The sequence below is a fragment of the Streptomyces sp. NPDC005438 genome (assembly GCF_040606315.1).
In the GTDB taxonomy this organism is placed as follows: domain Bacteria; phylum Actinomycetota; class Actinomycetes; order Streptomycetales; family Streptomycetaceae; genus Streptomyces.
Genome location: NZ_JBEXEP010000001.1, coordinates 1028832 through 1043743, shown reverse-complemented (window position 1 = coordinate 1043743; position 14912 = coordinate 1028832). Strand labels below are relative to the sequence as shown.

Sequence of the window (14912 nt, the reverse complement as noted above, 5' to 3'; positions counted from 1 at the left end):
AACCCAGCGAGAGGGACGTGAGGCCTTGATCAGCCCCGAGACTGCCCGCATCCGTCCCGTAGGGGACGCCCCAGCGAGCGGAAGCCGACCAGGGTGCCCGACTTCCAATCCCTCGACGCCGACCAGCGGTTGGGCCGTGCCCGTCCGGCACGACCCAACCCCACGTGGAACGGATCAGCCAGGAACGATGTTGACCAGCTTGGGAGCACGCACGATGACCTTGCGGATCGCCGCGTCCCCCAGGGCCTTCACCACGCCGGGGTCCGCCAGGGCCTGGCGTTCCAGGTCCGCCTCCTCGATCGAGGGCGGCACCTCCAGACGGGCCCTGACCTTGCCCTTGACCTGCACCACACAGGTCACGGTCTCGTCGACCACGTACCGAGGGTCCGCCTGGGGGAACTCATGGTGAACAACCGTGTCGTCGTGCCCCAGGCGGTGCCACAGTTCCTCAGCCACATGCGGCGCCAACGGGGCGATCAGCAGCACCATGGCCTCCGCGACCGAGCGCGGTACCTCGCTCAGCTTGGTCACATGGTTGTTCAACTCCGTCACCTTGGCGATCGCGGTGTTGAAACGCATGTTGTCCAGGTCCTGACGCACGCCGTCGATCGCCTTGTGCAGCGCGCGCAACGTCTCCTCGTCCGGCTCGGCGTCCACCACGGTCACGGCACCGGTGGCCTCGTCGATGACGTTGCGCCACAGCCGTTGCAGCAGCCGGAACTGCCCCACCACCGCACGGGTGTCCCAGGGGCGGGAGACCTCCAGGGGGCCCATCGCCATCTCGTACAGGCGCAGGGTGTCGGCGCCGTACTCGTCGCAGATCTCGTTCGGCGTCACCGCGTTCTTCAGCGACTTGCCCATCTTGCCCAGCAGTCGGGAGACCCGCTCGCCCTGGTAGTAGTACTCCCCGTCCCGCTCCTCGACCTCCGCGGCGGGCACCGCGATGCCCCGGCTGTCGCGGTAGACATAGGCCTGGATCATTCCCTGGTTGAACAGCTTGTGGAACGGCTCGGGCGAGGAGACGTGCCCCAGGTCGTACAGGACCTTGGACCAGAACCGGGCGTACAGCAGGTGCAACACCGCGTGTTCGGCGCCGCCCACATACAGGTCGACGCCACCGGCGGGCAGCCCTTCGCGGGGCGCCATCCAGTACCGGTCGATCTCCGGGTCGACCAGCATGTCCGGGTTGTGGGGGTCCAGGTAGCGCAGCTCGTACCAGCAGGAGCCAGCCCAGTTGGGCATGGTGTTGGTCTCCCGCCTGTAGCGGCGCACCCCGCGACCGTCGCCCAGGTCCAGCTCGACGTCCACCCACTCCTCGTTGCGCGACAGAGGCGTCTCGGGGGAAGCGGAAGCGTCGTCGGGGGCGAAGGTACGAGGGGAGTAGTCGTCGACCTCGGGCAGTTCCAGAGGCAGCATCGACTCGGGCAGCGCGTGGGCCACGCCCTCCTCGTCGTAGACGATGGGGAAGGGCTCACCCCAGTAGCGCTGGCGGCTGAACAGCCAGTCCCGCAGCCGGAAGTTGACCGTGCCCTCACCGATGCCCTGCTCGGTCAGCCACTGGTTGACGTGTTCCTTCGCCTCGGTGACCGTCAGACCGTCCAGCGACAGCGAGCCGTGGGAGGAGTTGACGACCTTGGCGTCATACGAGTTGAAGGCCTCTTCCCAGGTGCTCGGGTCGGTGCCCCGGTCATCCTCGGGCTCGACGACACAGCGCATCGGCAGCTCGAAGGCCCGGGCGAACTCGAAGTCACGGCTGTCGTGTGCCGGAACGGCCATGATGGCGCCGGTGCCGTACCCCATCAGCACGTAGTCCGCGATGAAGACCGGTACCCGCTCGCCGCTCACCGGGTTGGTGGCGTAGGCGCCGGTGAAGACGCCCGTCTTCACCTTGGCGTCGGCCTGCCGCTCCACGTCGGACTTGCTGGCGGCCTCGGCACGGTAGGCGTCCACGGCCGCCCGAGGGGTGTCGTAGCCGCCGGTCCAGGCCTCTCGGGTGCCCTCGGGCCAGGCGTCGACGACCAGCGAGTCGACCAACTCGTGCTCGGGGGCCAGCACCATGTAGGTCGCCCCGAACAGGGTGTCCTGTCGGGTGGTGAACACGGTGATCCTGGCGTCGCCCACCGGGAAGTCGACCCGGGCGCCCTCACTTCGGCCGATCCAGTTCCGCTGCTGCAGCTTGATCGCCTCGGGCCAGTCCACCTGGTCCAGGTCCTTCAGCAGCCGGTCGGCGTAGGCGGTGATCCGCATGTTCCACTGCCGCAACTTGGCCTTGAACACCGGGTAGTTGCCCCGCTCGGAGCGGCCGTCGGCGGTGACCTCCTCGTTCGCCAGGACCGTACCCAGCCCGGGGCACCAGTTGACCGGAGCGTCGGAGGCGTACGCCAGGCGGTACTCGCCCAGCAGGTCGGCCTGCTCCAACGCGCTCAGCTGGCCCCACTCCCTCCACCCCTCGGGAGTGGGCCGCTCACCGGAGGAGAACTGACGGCGCAGTTCCTCGATGGGCCGGGCGCTGTCGACCTCGGGGTCATACCAGGAGTTGAAGATCTGCAGGAAGATCCACTGGGTCCACTTGTAGTAGTCCGGGTCGATGGTCTTGAAGGAACGACGCTGGTCGTGCCCCAGGCCCAGGCGGCGCAGCTGCGCGGACATGTTCTCGATGTTGGCCTCGGTCGACACCCGGGGGTGGGTGCCGGTCTGCACTGCGTACTGCTCGGCGGGCAGGCCGAAGGCGTCGAACCCCAGGGTGTGCAGGACGTTGTGGCCGGTCATCCGGTGGTAGCGGGCGACGACGTCGGTGGCGATGTACCCCAGAGGGTGTCCCACGTGCAGGCCGGCGCCCGAGGGGTAGGGAAACATGTCCATGATGAACTTCTTCGGCCGGGCGACCACCTCGCTGTCGCCGGCCAGGGAGTCGTGCGAACTCGCCTTGCTGGGCGGCGGGTTGGGCGCCTCGTAGACCCCGTTCTTCTCCCAGGAGTCCTGCCAGCGTGCCTCGATGTCGGCGGCCAGTGCCGCCGTGTAGCGATGGGGGGCCGTGGCCTCGGCGGGAGTGGTCTCACTCATCGTTCTCAAAGCTCCATCGGTCGTCTGAGCCGTCGCGGAAATGAAAAATCCCCTCGCACAGGAGGGGACGCCGCGCTGATTCCGGCCGCACGATCAGCGGCAGCCGGAGCTACTCAGCGCGGCCCGCTAAGCAGAAGGGACACGGCACGCATAGGGTCAGGGTACCGCAAGGCCTCCCCCGGTCCGACCGCATACCGGCCGGCGGGGACAGGGAACGCGGACACCAGGCCGGGCCCACCTCGGCACCCGCCAACCGGCGCCTGGCGAACAGCTGTTGGGCTGCCCCGAGCGCATCCGTGGGCAGGGAACGCAGAAGCGGGCCGCCATCATGACGACCCGCCCTGAACTGTGGAGCTAAGGAGAATTGAACTCCTGACCTCTTGCATGCCATGCAAGCGCTCTACCAACTGAGCTATAGCCCCGAGTAAGCCTTCCGCGCGATCTCCCGCGTCGGCTGCGCCTACCTTACACGGCACCAGCCACCTCACGCCAAATCCGCGTCCCGTGGCCCACGCGCCCACTCGGTCACGACTCCACGGCCGCCCGGAAGGCGCCGTTAGCGCTGGCAGACACTGTCAGGCGCTGGCGAAGGAGTAGAACCGCTTCAACGCGCAGTGCTCGTCCAGTAGCCGTCCGTAGATCGGTTCGCCGTCCAGCTCACGATAGGTCTCGATCGGGTCGCCCTTTATGATCAGCGCCCGGGCGCACTCCTCGCACCAGTACTGGTAGGCGGGATTGGGAGGTTCCATGTCGCGGACGATCGGAGTACCGCCGGTACACCAGTCGCACTTCCGGCTGTGCGCACCCATCCGACATCAACTCCAGGTGTGGCCACAGGCCGTGCACACGTAGGAAACCCCTCCATTGTCGCCCAGCACCTGGGCGACGTTCGACGATCCGCAGGCAGGACAGTCGAGGTGCGCCCAGGGCGGGTACGACAACACAGGGTGCTCGGCGTCCTCAGCGAGGACCGTCCCCGACATATCGCAGCCCCTCCGTCAGGCCCCACCCCTCTCGACCGCGTCGATTCTGCCATGCCCGAAGCGCGCGCAGCAGTACCCGAGTCACCTCGGTGAGGCACACCACGCACCGCTGGTGCACCGGAACTCCGGCCCTGGCGGCTTCCGTTCCGGGAAAACGAGAAGATCCCGCCCTCAGGGAGGACGGGATCTGAGCATGGAACCGTGGAACTGTGTGGAGCTAAGGAGAATTGAACTCCTGACCTCTTGCATGCCATGCAAGCGCTCTACCAACTGAGCTATAGCCCCGTCACCGGGCCTTGCGGCCGGCGAACGAGTCAGAGCTTACCCGGAACAGTGGCCGGCTGGGAAATCCGTTGCGCCGCCCCGGCGGAACCGTAGCGGCGAGCGCCCCGACCCTCGCCCGGGAGCCGAACCGGAGCCCCTCGGAGGGTCAGTCGTCGTCGCCCAGTACCGGCTCGGGCAGGGTGCCCGCGTTGTGCTCCAGCAGTCGCCACCCTCGGGCGCCTTCGCCCAGCACGGACCAACAGCAGTTGGACAATCCGCCCAGGGCCTCCCAGGAGCGGGGTTCCAGACCGAGGAGCCGACCGATGGTGGTGCGGATGGTGCCGCCGTGGCTGACCACGACCAGGATCCCGTCGTCGACGAGCTTGTCCGCCGCCGCCTCCACCACGGGCGCCGCCCGCTCAGCGACCTCGGTCTCCAGCTCGCCACCACCTCGACGCACCGGCTCCCCCCGCTTCCAGGCGGAGTACTGCTCTCCGTACTGTTCGACGATCTCCTCGTGGGTGAGCCCCTGCCAGACGCCGGCGTAGGTCTCCCGCAGCGCCTCGTAGTGGCTGACCTCCAGGTCGGCGAGGGTCGCCAGTTCGGACGCGGTGTCCCGGGCCCGCTGGAGGTCGGAGGCGATGATCGCGTCGGGGCGGAGTGCCGCGAGCAGCCTCGCCGCACGGCGAGCCTGGGCCACTCCCCCCTCGGTGAGAGGGATGTCCGTGTTGCCCTGGAAGCGGCGTTCCAGGTTCCAGGCGGTCTGTCCGTGCCGCCAGAGCACGACCCTACGGCCGCGTGCGTGTTGCTTCCCGTTCAGTTGAACTCTCCGTCCAGAGCGCCGTCGCCACCCGCCTCGGCCGCTCGTCCCTGGGTCGCCTTGGCGTCTTCCGGCAGGTCAAGCTGCGGGCAGTCCTTCCAGAGCCGCTCCAGAGCGTAGAACACCCGCTCCTCGCTGTGTTGGACGTGGACCACCACGTCCACGTAGTCGAGAAGCACCCAGCGGCCGTCGCGCTCGCCCTCCCTACGGGTGGGCTTGGCTCCCAGCTCTTTCAGCAGCTGCTCCTCGACCCCCTCCACGATCGCCTTGACCTGCCGGTCGTTGGGCGCGGAAGCCAGGAGGAAGGCGTCGGTGAGGACCAGTACCTCGCTGACGTCGTAAGCGACGATGTCGTGGGCGAGCTTGTCAGCCGCCGCCTGGGCGGCGACATTGATCAGCTCCAGTGAGCGGTCGGTGGCGGTCACAGGCAGTGCTTTCGGTAGAGGAGCGGTCGGTCACACACGCGTTCCAGGGTCTCACGCCGGTGAGGGTGGCCGGTCCCACGAAAGCCGGTACCGAAGAGCGCGCCCCGCCCCCGTGGGTTCACCTCGGGGGCGGGGCCGGCTCACCCCTCGTAGTCGCGGCCGAGCACCACCAGCACGTCGGCCGAACCGGCGTCGGTGGAGCGCTTGACGGAGCCGTCCGGCAGGTCCAGGGTCCTGGCGATCTCCTTGGCGCGGTCCGCCTGGTCCTTCTTGGAGTACAGCACCTGGGAACGGGCCTGGACGCCCTTGCCCCTGCCACCGTCGGTTACCGAGAAGCCGCCGTTGACCAGGGCGACCTGGGCCGCCTCGTCCGCCTTCGAGTCCCCGCTGGAGTTCCTGACCCGGATGGTGGGCGCCGCGTCGGGGTCGGTGTTCTTCACCGTGCCGCCGAGCACCTCCTTCACCACCCCGTCGCCGGTACGTTCGCTGAGGGTGCCGTTGCCCTGCACGGGCAGGAGCTGGGTGCGGTAGTCGCCGGACTTGGCGTGGGCGGCCAGGGAGGCCAGGGAGGCGCCCAGTTGGGACTGGTCCAGGGAGGGGTCGGGGACCTGGCCCAGGGCCTCCACGGTGCGGGTGGCCGACTTGGCGTCGCTGGTGAACTTCTTGAACACCGCCTGCATGACCTGTCCCCAGCGGTCCAGTTGCGCGGACTGGCGTTCGCCCTCGGCGCGGTGGGTCGAGTAGGCGACCGCCGCCCTTCCGTCCAGGTCCTGGTTGGCGCCCTTCTTCACCAGCGGCCGGTCACCCTTCTTGTCTCCGGGAACGGTGACGTCGGCGGTGAGGGTCACCCCGCCGACCGACTCCACGAGGTTCTCCAGGTACGGGGTGTCCAGCCGCCAGGTGCCCTTGATCTTGGCGCCCAGCAGCTGGCTGAGGCTGTCCCTGGTCGGTGCGGCGCTGTCCTCCTCGACCGCCTTGCCCAACGTGGTGGGGTCCCCGTCCTCGGAGGCGAGGGCCAGGGAGTTGGGCAGCAGCAGGGTGTTGCCCTTCTCGGTACTGGCGTTGTCGACCAACAGCAGTGTGGAGCTGGGGGCGTCGTTGGTGGGTCGGAGGTGGACGACGATGACGTCCCGCTTCTGCCCGGCCGCCGGTCCGGCCTTGGCGCCCGGTGCATCGACACCGGGGAGCTTGCCGGCGTACCAGAGGTAACCGACACCACCGGCCAGGACCAGGGCGAGCACCACCAGTAGGGCTATGCCACGGTTGCGCCCCCGCCGCTTGGCCTCCTCCCTCCGTTCGGTACGGCTCTCGGAGAACTTCAGCCAGTCGATGACGTCTTCGGAGTTGTCGTCGGGCTCCTCGACGAAGGCGAACTGCTCGGTCTGGTAGCCGGGATCCGTGGCGGAGGGCCCGTTCGCCCCACGCCCCGCACCACCGCCCGAGGGCCCCTGCCCTCCGTAGACCGGAGGCTGCTGACCGGTACCGAAATCCGTGACGGGGGGCTGCTGACCCGTACCGAAGTCCGTAACCGGAGGTTGCTGACCAGTCCCGAAATCCGCAACAGGGGGCTGCTGACCAGTTCCAAAGTCCGCGACCGGAGGTTGCTGCCCAGTTCCGAAATCCGTGACCGGCGGTTGCTGACCCGTGCCGAAATCCGCAACAGGGGGCTGCTGACCAGTCCCGAAATCCGACACCGGAGGCTGCTGCCCAGTTCCGAAATCCGTGACCGGCGGTTGCTGGCCGGTGCCCTGGTCGTAGCCGGGATAGCCGCCGTAGGTCTGGTACGGGTCGGGCTGGGCGTACGGGTCCTGGTAGCCGGTCGGGGCGTAGGGGTCGGCCTGGGGCGTGTAGTACTGCCCGGCCTGGGTGCCATAGGGGTCGTACGGGTCGTAGCCGGGTTGCTGGCCTTGGGGTGGTTGCTGGGTGGAGGCGTAGATCGGCTGCCCCAGTTCGTCGTAGCCGATCACCTGGGGCTGTTGCTGACCGTACGGGTCGTAGTGGTGGCCGTAGCCGTCCCCTTGGCGGTTGTTCACGATCGGGGTTCCTCCCCCTCTCGATAGAGCCTCCGCTTGCTGATGTACCTCACCACGCCGTCCGGCACCAGGTACCAGACCGGATCGCCCCGTTCGACCCGAGCCCGGCAGTCCGTGGAGGAGATCGCCAGGGCGGGGACCTCGATCAGCGAGACCCCGCCGTCCGGCAGCCCCGGGTTGGACAGGGCGTGACCGGGACGGGTGACGCCGATGAAGTGGGCCAGGGAGAACAGTTCGTCGGCGTCCCGCCACCCCAGGATCTGCGAGAGGGCGTCGGCCCCGGTGATGAAGAACAGTTCGGCGTCGACATGCTCCTCGTGCAGTTCGCGGAGGGTGTCGATGGTGTAGGTGGTGCCCGGACGGTCGATGTCGATCCGGCTGACGGAGAACTGAGGGTTGGAGGCGGTGGCGATCACCGTCATCAGATAGCGGTCCTCAGCCGGTGACACCCGCTGGTGACTCTTCTGCCAGGGCTGCCCGGTCGGCACGAAGATCACCTCGTCGAGGTGGAACCGTGCCGCGACCTCGCTGGCGGCGACCAGGTGGCCGTGATGGATCGGGTCGAAGGTCCCGCCCATCACGCCGAGCCGACGCCTGGCGTCGGGCTCCGCCGCTATGTCGTCTCCCATGCACGCCGACCTTAGCCCCAAGTCGAACGGATCGAGACCTCGATCAGCGGTCGCGGTTGAACCGGGTGGTGATCCACAACAGGAACAGCAGGGCGAAGAACGCCCCACCGCCGGTCAGGAACGGAGAGATGGCGGAGCCCTCACTTCCGTGCTCGCCGCCCTCGCCACCGGAGGCGAGAACAAGCAGGGCGTCATGGGCGGTGCTGGCGAGCGTCATCGTCGGCGTGTCCATCCGGTGTAGGAGTTCTCAGCTTGGCAACAGGCACATCGTAAGGCGACATCCACAGACCGCTTAAGGCACCCGGCGGTTAGTGTGGGGCGGAGTACAGGCCAAGGAATGACGGGTGACTTCACAACCCGCTGGGGGGCTCACATGACTGACGAAACCAACGCGCGACGGCTGCCGGGCCGCGACCGTCGCCGCTTCCCGGGGATCAGTTCCCGGGCCTACGAGCACCCCGCCGACCGTTCCGCCCTGGTGGCGCTGCGCAAGCTCACCGGTTTCGACACCGTCTTCAAGGCCCTCAGCGGTCTGCTGCGGGAACGCAGCCTGCGCCTGCTGTTCCTGGCCGACTCGGTCCGGGTCAGCGAGGAACAGTTCGCCCACCTGCACGACATGCTCAAGGACGCCTGCGACATCCTGGACGTGGAGAAGGTCCCGCCGATCTACGTCACCCAGGACCCGAACCCCAACGCCATGTGCGTGGGCATGGACGAGCCGATCATCGTGCTCACCACGGGCCTGGTGGAGCTGCTGGACGAGGAGGAGACGCGCTTCGTCGTCGGCCACGAGGTCGGGCACGCGCTCTCCGGGCACGCCGTCTACCGGACCATCCTGCTGTTCCTCACCAACGTCGCGGTCAAGGTCGCCTGGATCCCGCTGGGCAACCTGGCGATCACGGCGATCATCACCGCCCTGCGCGAGTGGTTCCGCAAGTCCGAACTGTCCGCCGACCGGGCCGGCCTCCTGGTGGGCCAGGACCCCGACGCGGCGCTGCGGACCATGATGAAGCTGGCCGGTGGCAACCACCTGCACCAGATGAACATCGAGTCGTTCATCAAGCAGGCCGAGGAGTACGAGAAGGCCAACGGCGACCTCCGCGACTCGGTCCTCAAGATCATGAACGTCCTGCCGCGCAGCCACCCCTTCGCCGCCGTACGGGCCTCCGAACTGCGCAAGTGGTCCACCAGCCGCGACTACCAGCGGATCATGGACGGCCACTACCCGCGCCGCAGCGAGGACAAGGACACCTCGCTGAGCGACTCCATCAAGGAGTCCGCCAGCCACTACACCGAGTCCGTCAAGAGCAGCAAGGACCCCCTGATGGGGCTGATCCGCGACGTCGCGGGCGGGGCCAACGACCTCGGCGGGAAGCTGCGCGACAAGTTCACCGGAGCCGGCGCCTCCCAGAACTCCCAGAACTCCCAGAACTCGCAGAGCAAGGGCGGCGAGTCCCCCTCCGAGGGGTCGGACGGCTCCTCGGAGTCCGGCGACGGCGACAGCCGCTGAGCCGACCCCGGCCTGACCGTCGGTGCCCCGGGCCTGGAGCCCGGGGCACCTGTCGTTTCCGTACCCGGTGCCCCTCCGGCCCTCCTCGGCCTTCTTCGCGCTCGGCTCAGTGCCGGGGGTGGGGCTGGGCGCTGTCCGCCATCACCCCGCACAGCGAGCCGTGGTGGGGGTCGCGGTCGAAGGGGTCGGTGCCGGCGGACCGGTCGTCCTTCGCGCGCTGTCCGGCCAGCAGCGGGCGCATCACCCCGCTGGGGTCGGTGGAGCAGGCCATGGGGCCGGCCCGTACGGCGGTCTGCCGGACGTTGAGGTGCCGGTCCCGCAGGTCGTCGCGGGTGAACTGCATACGGATCTCACGCCGCACGGTGAACAGGGAGGCGTCCGGCTTGTCGTCGCCGTCCCGGTCGACCACCCGCGCGGTTCCCTTGCCCTCCTGGCCGGTCGCGGGTTGCACCGCGTAGACCAGCACGTGGTCGGCCGTGACCTCCAGGGTGCCCTGGTTGCCCTCCCGCACGAAGAGGGTGCCGCGCACCCGTACCGCCGGATCGGCGAGGCGGGTGGTGGACGGGTCGAAGCGGACCAGCCAGCCGGTGGCGGCGTGCCGGCCGTCACCGGAGGGGCGCCGCAGGCTGGTGTCGAACTGGCGCCGCTGGTCGGGGTCCAGCAACCGGCGTACCGGTGCGGCGGCCCTGCCGTTCAGCACCCGCTGGTCCATGGAGGACTCCACCACGTACTCCTTGGCCAGGGCGAGGGCGGAGAGCACCTGGGTCTGCGAGAAGTTCTCGGTGGGCCGGGGGCGGGGCAGGGCCACCCCGGCGGCACCGCTGCGGTAGTGGGCGGCGGGGCTGTGGCGGAACAGGTCGCGGGGGTTGGAGCCGGGGACCGCGCCCTTGGGGGCCAGAGGTATCACGGTGCTGCGCATGGGTTCCGCCCGCCGTTCGGGCGGGGTGTAGGGGCTGCGTACGCCCAGGTAGATGGCGGTGCCGAAGGCGACCATGATCAGCAGCACCATCACGATGCCCTGTCGTGGCGAACGGGCCAGGGAGGACCAGGGGCGCCGGTCCCGCACCGGCCGGGAGTCCTCCCGCAGCCGTTCCTGCGCGGAGTACTCCTGGAGTCGGGCGGCCTCGACGAACGACTCGTCGAAGACGACGGAGCGGTACTCGTCGTCGCCTCCCGAGCGCCTCCCCTCGGGTGGGTCCCCACCTGTGGCCATGCTCCCAGCGTCGCATCCTGTCGGAGAAGTGGAAAGACTGGACGGCCCCCACCACCGGCGGAGGCCCAACCTCCGCTACCGCGAGGTCCGTTGGCCCGCCAGCCCGCCGTCCGACCAGGGGCCGGCCACCGGGTCGCCCGACGCCCTCAGCGGTCCAGGGGTACGGCGGAGGTGGAGGGGTCGGCGAACTCCTCCCGCCCGGGTGGCGCACCGGGGGCGGGGTGGCCGGAGTCCACGTTGGCGGTGGCCGGCGGAGGGCTGGGGGTGCCCCGCTGTCCGGCGGCGCCCCGGTAGACCGAGGCGAAGGCCAGGGCGACCACTCCGATGCCCATCACCACGGTCAGCACCCAGGCGACCGGACGGTGCCAGCGGCCGTGACCCCGGTAGGGGCGCTCGGCGCCGTCGTCGAAGGCGCCGTAGTCGTACTCCGGGTCCTCCGGGGTGACCCGGGCGGGCCTCAACTCCCTCGCCGGCCCGGCGAACTGTCCACGGTGGCCGTCGAGGAACTCGGCTTCGACGCGTGCCTGGGCAGCCGCGCGAACCCGCTCCTCGGCGGTCGGCTCGTGGAAGGTCGCCGCACGCACGAAGTCCTCGTCGAAGGGGACGGCGAAATCGTCCGCCGCCCTTCGGATGCGCTCCTCGGGCTCCTCACCGTCCTCGAACGGCTGGCCCGCCAACTCGTCAGGCACCAGTCCAGAGTAGTCCGATGTGGGCCCCTTAGGCAGTCCGCGCGGGGATTCCCTCCGCTATGCCGCCAACTCCCTTTCCGCACGGGGTTGTTCGGCCAGGTCAGCCCGTTCGGCCACCTCGGGCCGTTCGGGTCAGGACCGGGCCGGCGCCCCGCTACGGACGGACCTGGCCGTCTCCGGTGACCAGGTACTTGGTCGAGGTCAGCTCGGGCAGCCCCATGGGGCCCCGGGCGTGCAGCTTCTGGGTGGAGATGCCGATCTCGGCGCCGAAACCGAACTGGCTGCCGTCGGTGAACCGGGTGGAGGCGTTGACCATCACGGCCGTGGAGTCCACCAGGGACTGGAACCGCCGCGCGGCCCGGGTGTCCCGGGTGACGATGGCCTCGGTGTGGCCCGAACTCCAGCGCCGGATGTGGGCCACGGCGGCGTCCAGGTCGGGCACCACGGCGGCGGCGATGTCCAGGGAGAGGTACTCGGTCCCCCAGTCCTCCTCGGTGGCCGGCACCACCTCGCCCCCCAGCTTCTGCCAGTGCGGGTCGCCGTGCACCGTGACCCCCGCCCCGGTCAGGGCGGCCAGGGCGCGGGGCAGGAAGTCCTCGGCGATGTCCTGGTGCACCAGCACCGTCTCCGCCGCGTTGCAGACGCTGGGGCGCTGCGCCTTGGAGTTGACCAGGATGGACAGCGCCTGCTCGGGGTCAGCGGCGGCGTCCACGTACACGTGGCAGTTGCCCACCCCGGTCTCGATCACCGGCACCGTGGACCCCTCGACCACGGTGCGGATCAGTTCGGCTCCGCCCCGGGGGATGAGCACGTCGACCAGGCCACGGGCCCTCATCAGTTCGCCGACGCTCTCCCGGTCCCGTCCGGGGACCAGGCAGACCGCGTCCCGGGGCAGGCCGGCCCGCTCCAGGGCGTCGCGCAGCACCTCCACCAGCACGGTGTTGGAGGCGTACGCCGAGGAGGAGCCGCGCAGCAGGGTCGCGTTACCGGACTTCAGGCAGAGGGCGGCGGCGTCCACGGTGACGTTGGGGCGGGCCTCGTAGATGATGCCGACCACTCCGAGCGGCACCCTGACCTGGCGCAGTTCCAGGCCGTTGGCCAGGGTCGAGCCCCGTACCACCTCGCCCAGCGGGTCGGGCAGGGCCACCACGTCCCGTACGTCGGAGGCGATGCCGGCGATCCGCTCGGTGGTGAGCGTCAACCGGTCGACGACACCCTCCGGGGTCCCGGCCTCCCTCGCGGCGGTCACGTCCTCGGCGTTGGCCGCCAGGATCTCCCCGGCACGGCTCTGGAGGGCGTCCGCCATGCCCAACAGTGCCGCGTCCCTGCTGGTGCGCGGCAGCGGGGCCAGCTCGGCGGCGGCCTGGCGGGCGCTACGGGCGGTCTCCCGTACGGGCGAGTTCGAGGATGCGCTCATGACGGCAGCCTAGGGCGTCAACAGGGTGAAGGAGACGCCCTGACCAGCCACCGGACGGCTCGACGGCCGGTGGCACGCGCGGGGCACCGGCTCAGAACGGGTGGACGCCCAGGGCGGAGGTCGGCGGTGGACCGTAGCCCTCGGCCAGCCGCTGGTGGTACGTCTCCTGGCCCACGACCTCCAGACCGACGATCTCCCAGGGCGGCAGGCTGGCGGTCTCCCGGTGTTCGCCCCACAGGCGCAGGGCCACGGCCGCCGCGTCGTGCAGGTCGCGGGCCTCCTCCCAGTACCGGATCTCGGCCCGGTCGTGGGCGTAACGGCTGGCCAGGAGAAAGGGATGGTCGTGGGCCAGTTTCTCCAGGGCGCGTCGCACCTCGCGCAGGGGCGCCTCCTCCCCCGCCAGACTGAGGGTGACGTGCCACATCCTGGTGCGCTGTCGCTGTCGCGGCGGCTGGTCGTCCTGGGCCCGAGCGGCGCCGGGGGGCTGCCCCTGGTCGCGGTGAGGATGCCCGAGGTCGACGCTGGTCAGTCGTCTCACTGGTGGCCTCCGTGGTCGGTACGGTCACTGGGCTCTGCGGCCCAGTGAAGAGTTGACCAGCCGATCGGCCTCCATGTGGCCGTTTTGGCGAAGCCACCCCCTCGGTGGGGTGCCGAAAGGGCCCCAACGGCCCCTGGGCGGGCGGCTCTTGGGGACTGCCGGGGGACGCCCCCGGGGCGTCAGTGGTGCAGCAACACCAGATCATCGCGGTGCACGACCTCGCGTTCGTAGGCCGGTCCCAGCTCGCGGGCCAGCTCGCGGGTGGAGCGGCCAATCAAACGGGGGATCTCCCGGGCGTCGAAGTTGACGAGCCCCCGGGCGAAGGCGTGCCCGTTCAGGTCCCGCAGCTCGATCGGATCGCCGGCGGAGAAGTCGCCGTCCAGGCCGGCGATGCCGGCCGGCAGCAACGAACTGCGGCGTTCCCGGACCGCTCGTACCGCGCCGTCGTCCAGGGTCAGCGACCCGGTCGGGGTGGAGGCGTGGGCCAGCCACAGCTGCCGGCCCCGGGAGCGCCGGCCGGTGGGGTGGAAGTGGGTGCCGGTGGGGCGGCCGAACAGGGCGTCGGAGGCCCGGGTGGCGGAGGTCAGCACCACGGGGATGCCAGCCGCCGCGGCGATCCGGGCGGCCTCGACCTTGGTGACCATCCCGCCGGTGCCCACCCCTGAGCCGCTGCTGCCGAGGGACACCCCCTCCAGGTCACGCGGTCCGTTGACCTCGCTGATGCGGGTGGTGCCGGGGCTGCTGGGGTCGCCGTCGTAGAGGCCGTCCACGTCGGAGAGCAGCACCAGCAGGTCGGCGCGGATGAGGTGGGCGACCAGGGCGGCGAGCCGGTCGTTGTCGCCGAAGCGGATCTCGTCGGTGGCGACCGTGTCGTTCTCGTTGACGATCGGCAGGGCGCCCATGGACAGGAGCTGTTCCAGGGTGCGGTAGGCGTTGCGGTAGTGGGCGCGGCGGCTGGTGTCGTCGCTGGTGAGCAGCACCTGGCCGACCCGTCGGCCGTACCGGGCGAAGGAGGCGGTGTACCGGGCGACCAGCAGCCCCTGGCCCACACTGGCGGCGGCCTGCTGGCGGGCCAGGTCCCTGGGCCGGCGCTCCAGGCCGAGGGGGGCCAGCCCCGCGGCGATGGCCCCGGAGGAGACGAGGACGATCTCCCGGCCCTCGTGGGGGGCGAGCGCGTCCACCAGGGCGTCGACCCGGTCGGCGTCCAGGCCCCCGGAGGCGGTGGTCAGGGAGGAGGACCCGATCTTCACCACGACGCGTCGGGCCTGGACCACGTCCTGCCTGACCGCCCGGTCCCGGTCGTCCCGACGTCCGTCCGCTGTGTGCTC

Annotated in this window: 13 protein-coding genes and 2 tRNA genes; 1 reads left to right on the top strand and 14 read right to left on the bottom strand. The window is 70.1% G+C overall.

Features of this window, described 5'->3' with window-relative positions:
- Positions 1–174: 174 nt before the first annotated feature.
- The 9 genes from leuS to ABZT14_RS04295 all read right to left on the bottom strand — a co-directional run bounded on the left by leuS (position 175) and on the right by ABZT14_RS04295 (position 8449).
- Complete coding sequence (gene leuS / locus ABZT14_RS04335) at positions 175–3063, bottom strand: leucine--tRNA ligase (protein ID WP_356296667.1); 2889 nt, start codon at positions 3061–3063, stop codon at positions 175–177.
- 349 nt (positions 3064–3412) lie between these two features.
- Positions 3413–3485, bottom strand: a tRNA-Ala gene (locus ABZT14_RS04330).
- A 153-nt stretch (positions 3486–3638) separates the two neighbouring features.
- Complete coding sequence (locus ABZT14_RS04325; protein WP_356296664.1) at positions 3639–3872, bottom strand: hypothetical protein; 234 nt, start codon at positions 3870–3872, stop codon at positions 3639–3641.
- A gap of 386 nt (positions 3873–4258) precedes the next feature.
- Positions 4259–4331: transfer RNA gene (locus ABZT14_RS04320), tRNA-Ala, on the bottom strand.
- Positions 4332–4476: 145 nt separating this feature from the next.
- Entirely contained in the window at positions 4477–5130 is a 654-nt protein-coding gene (locus tag ABZT14_RS04315) for a histidine phosphatase family protein (protein WP_356297075.1), read from the bottom strand.
- Entirely contained in the window at positions 5127–5555 is a 429-nt protein-coding gene (rsfS, locus tag ABZT14_RS04310) for a ribosome silencing factor (RefSeq protein WP_356296661.1), read from the bottom strand. Before rsfS ends, ABZT14_RS04315 begins: the two co-directional genes overlap by 4 nt.
- Positions 5556–5695: 140 nt before the next feature.
- The gene (locus ABZT14_RS04305) at positions 5696–6796 is read right to left on the bottom strand and encodes an LCP family protein (protein ID WP_356297072.1); all 1101 of its coding nucleotides are present in this window, start codon (positions 6794–6796) and stop codon (positions 5696–5698) included.
- Positions 6797–7584: 788 nt separating this feature from the next.
- Positions 7585–8217: a nicotinate-nucleotide adenylyltransferase gene (gene nadD, locus ABZT14_RS04300; protein WP_356296659.1), complete on the bottom strand. Its 633-nt coding sequence runs from the start codon at positions 8215–8217 to the stop codon at positions 7585–7587.
- A 43-nt stretch (positions 8218–8260) separates the two neighbouring features.
- On the bottom strand, positions 8261–8449 hold the full coding sequence (locus tag ABZT14_RS04295) for a hypothetical protein (protein WP_356297098.1): 189 nt from the start codon (positions 8447–8449) through the stop codon (positions 8261–8263).
- 141 nt (positions 8450–8590) lie between these two features.
- Between ABZT14_RS04295 and ABZT14_RS04290 the strand changes: the two genes are divergently transcribed.
- Complete coding sequence (locus tag ABZT14_RS04290; protein WP_356296656.1) at positions 8591–9727, top strand: M48 family metallopeptidase; 1137 nt, start codon at positions 8591–8593, stop codon at positions 9725–9727.
- A 106-nt stretch (positions 9728–9833) separates the two neighbouring features.
- Here ABZT14_RS04290 and ABZT14_RS04285 read toward each other — a convergent pair whose 3' ends face one another.
- The 5 genes from ABZT14_RS04285 to proB form a co-directional block, all read right to left on the bottom strand.
- The gene (locus tag ABZT14_RS04285) at positions 9834–10940 is read right to left on the bottom strand and encodes a hypothetical protein (protein WP_356296653.1); all 1107 of its coding nucleotides are present in this window, start codon (positions 10938–10940) and stop codon (positions 9834–9836) included.
- 146 nt (positions 10941–11086) lie between these two features.
- Positions 11087–11629 carry a hypothetical protein gene (locus tag ABZT14_RS04280; protein WP_356296650.1) on the bottom strand — a complete coding sequence of 181 codons (543 nt, stop codon included), beginning with the start codon at positions 11627–11629 and terminating at the stop codon, positions 11087–11089.
- 154 nt (positions 11630–11783) lie between these two features.
- Positions 11784–13046 carry a glutamate-5-semialdehyde dehydrogenase gene (locus ABZT14_RS04275; protein ID WP_356296647.1) on the bottom strand — a complete coding sequence of 421 codons (1263 nt, stop codon included), beginning with the start codon at positions 13044–13046 and terminating at the stop codon, positions 11784–11786.
- 91 nt (positions 13047–13137) lie between these two features.
- Positions 13138–13584 carry a hypothetical protein gene (locus ABZT14_RS04270; protein WP_356296643.1) on the bottom strand — a complete coding sequence of 149 codons (447 nt, stop codon included), beginning with the start codon at positions 13582–13584 and terminating at the stop codon, positions 13138–13140.
- A 179-nt stretch (positions 13585–13763) separates the two neighbouring features.
- Positions 13764–14858: a glutamate 5-kinase gene (proB, locus tag ABZT14_RS04265; protein ID WP_356297069.1), complete on the bottom strand. Its 1095-nt coding sequence runs from the start codon at positions 14856–14858 to the stop codon at positions 13764–13766.
- Positions 14859–14912 lie beyond the last annotated feature (54 nt).

What these genes read in the sequence shown, in the direction of transcription:
- nadD (WP_356296659.1), bottom strand. Translation starts at nt 8,217, where the DNA reads ATGGGAGACGACATAGCGGCGGAGCCCGACGCCAGGCGTCGGCTCGGC.
- ABZT14_RS04290 (WP_356296656.1), top strand. Translation starts at nt 8,591, where the DNA reads ATGACTGACGAAACCAACGCGCGACGGCTGCCGGGCCGCGACCGTCGC.
- ABZT14_RS04285 (WP_356296653.1), bottom strand. Translation starts at nt 10,940, where the DNA reads ATGGCCACAGGTGGGGACCCACCCGAGGGGAGGCGCTCGGGAGGCGAC.
- ABZT14_RS04325 (WP_356296664.1), bottom strand. Translation starts at nt 3,872, where the DNA reads ATGGGTGCGCACAGCCGGAAGTGCGACTGGTGTACCGGCGGTACTCCG.
- ABZT14_RS04275 (WP_356296647.1), bottom strand. Translation starts at nt 13,046, where the DNA reads ATGAGCGCATCCTCGAACTCGCCCGTACGGGAGACCGCCCGTAGCGCC.
- ABZT14_RS04295 (WP_356297098.1), bottom strand. Translation starts at nt 8,449, where the DNA reads ATGGACACGCCGACGATGACGCTCGCCAGCACCGCCCATGACGCCCTG.
- leuS (WP_356296667.1), bottom strand. Translation starts at nt 3,063, where the DNA reads ATGAGTGAGACCACTCCCGCCGAGGCCACGGCCCCCCATCGCTACACG.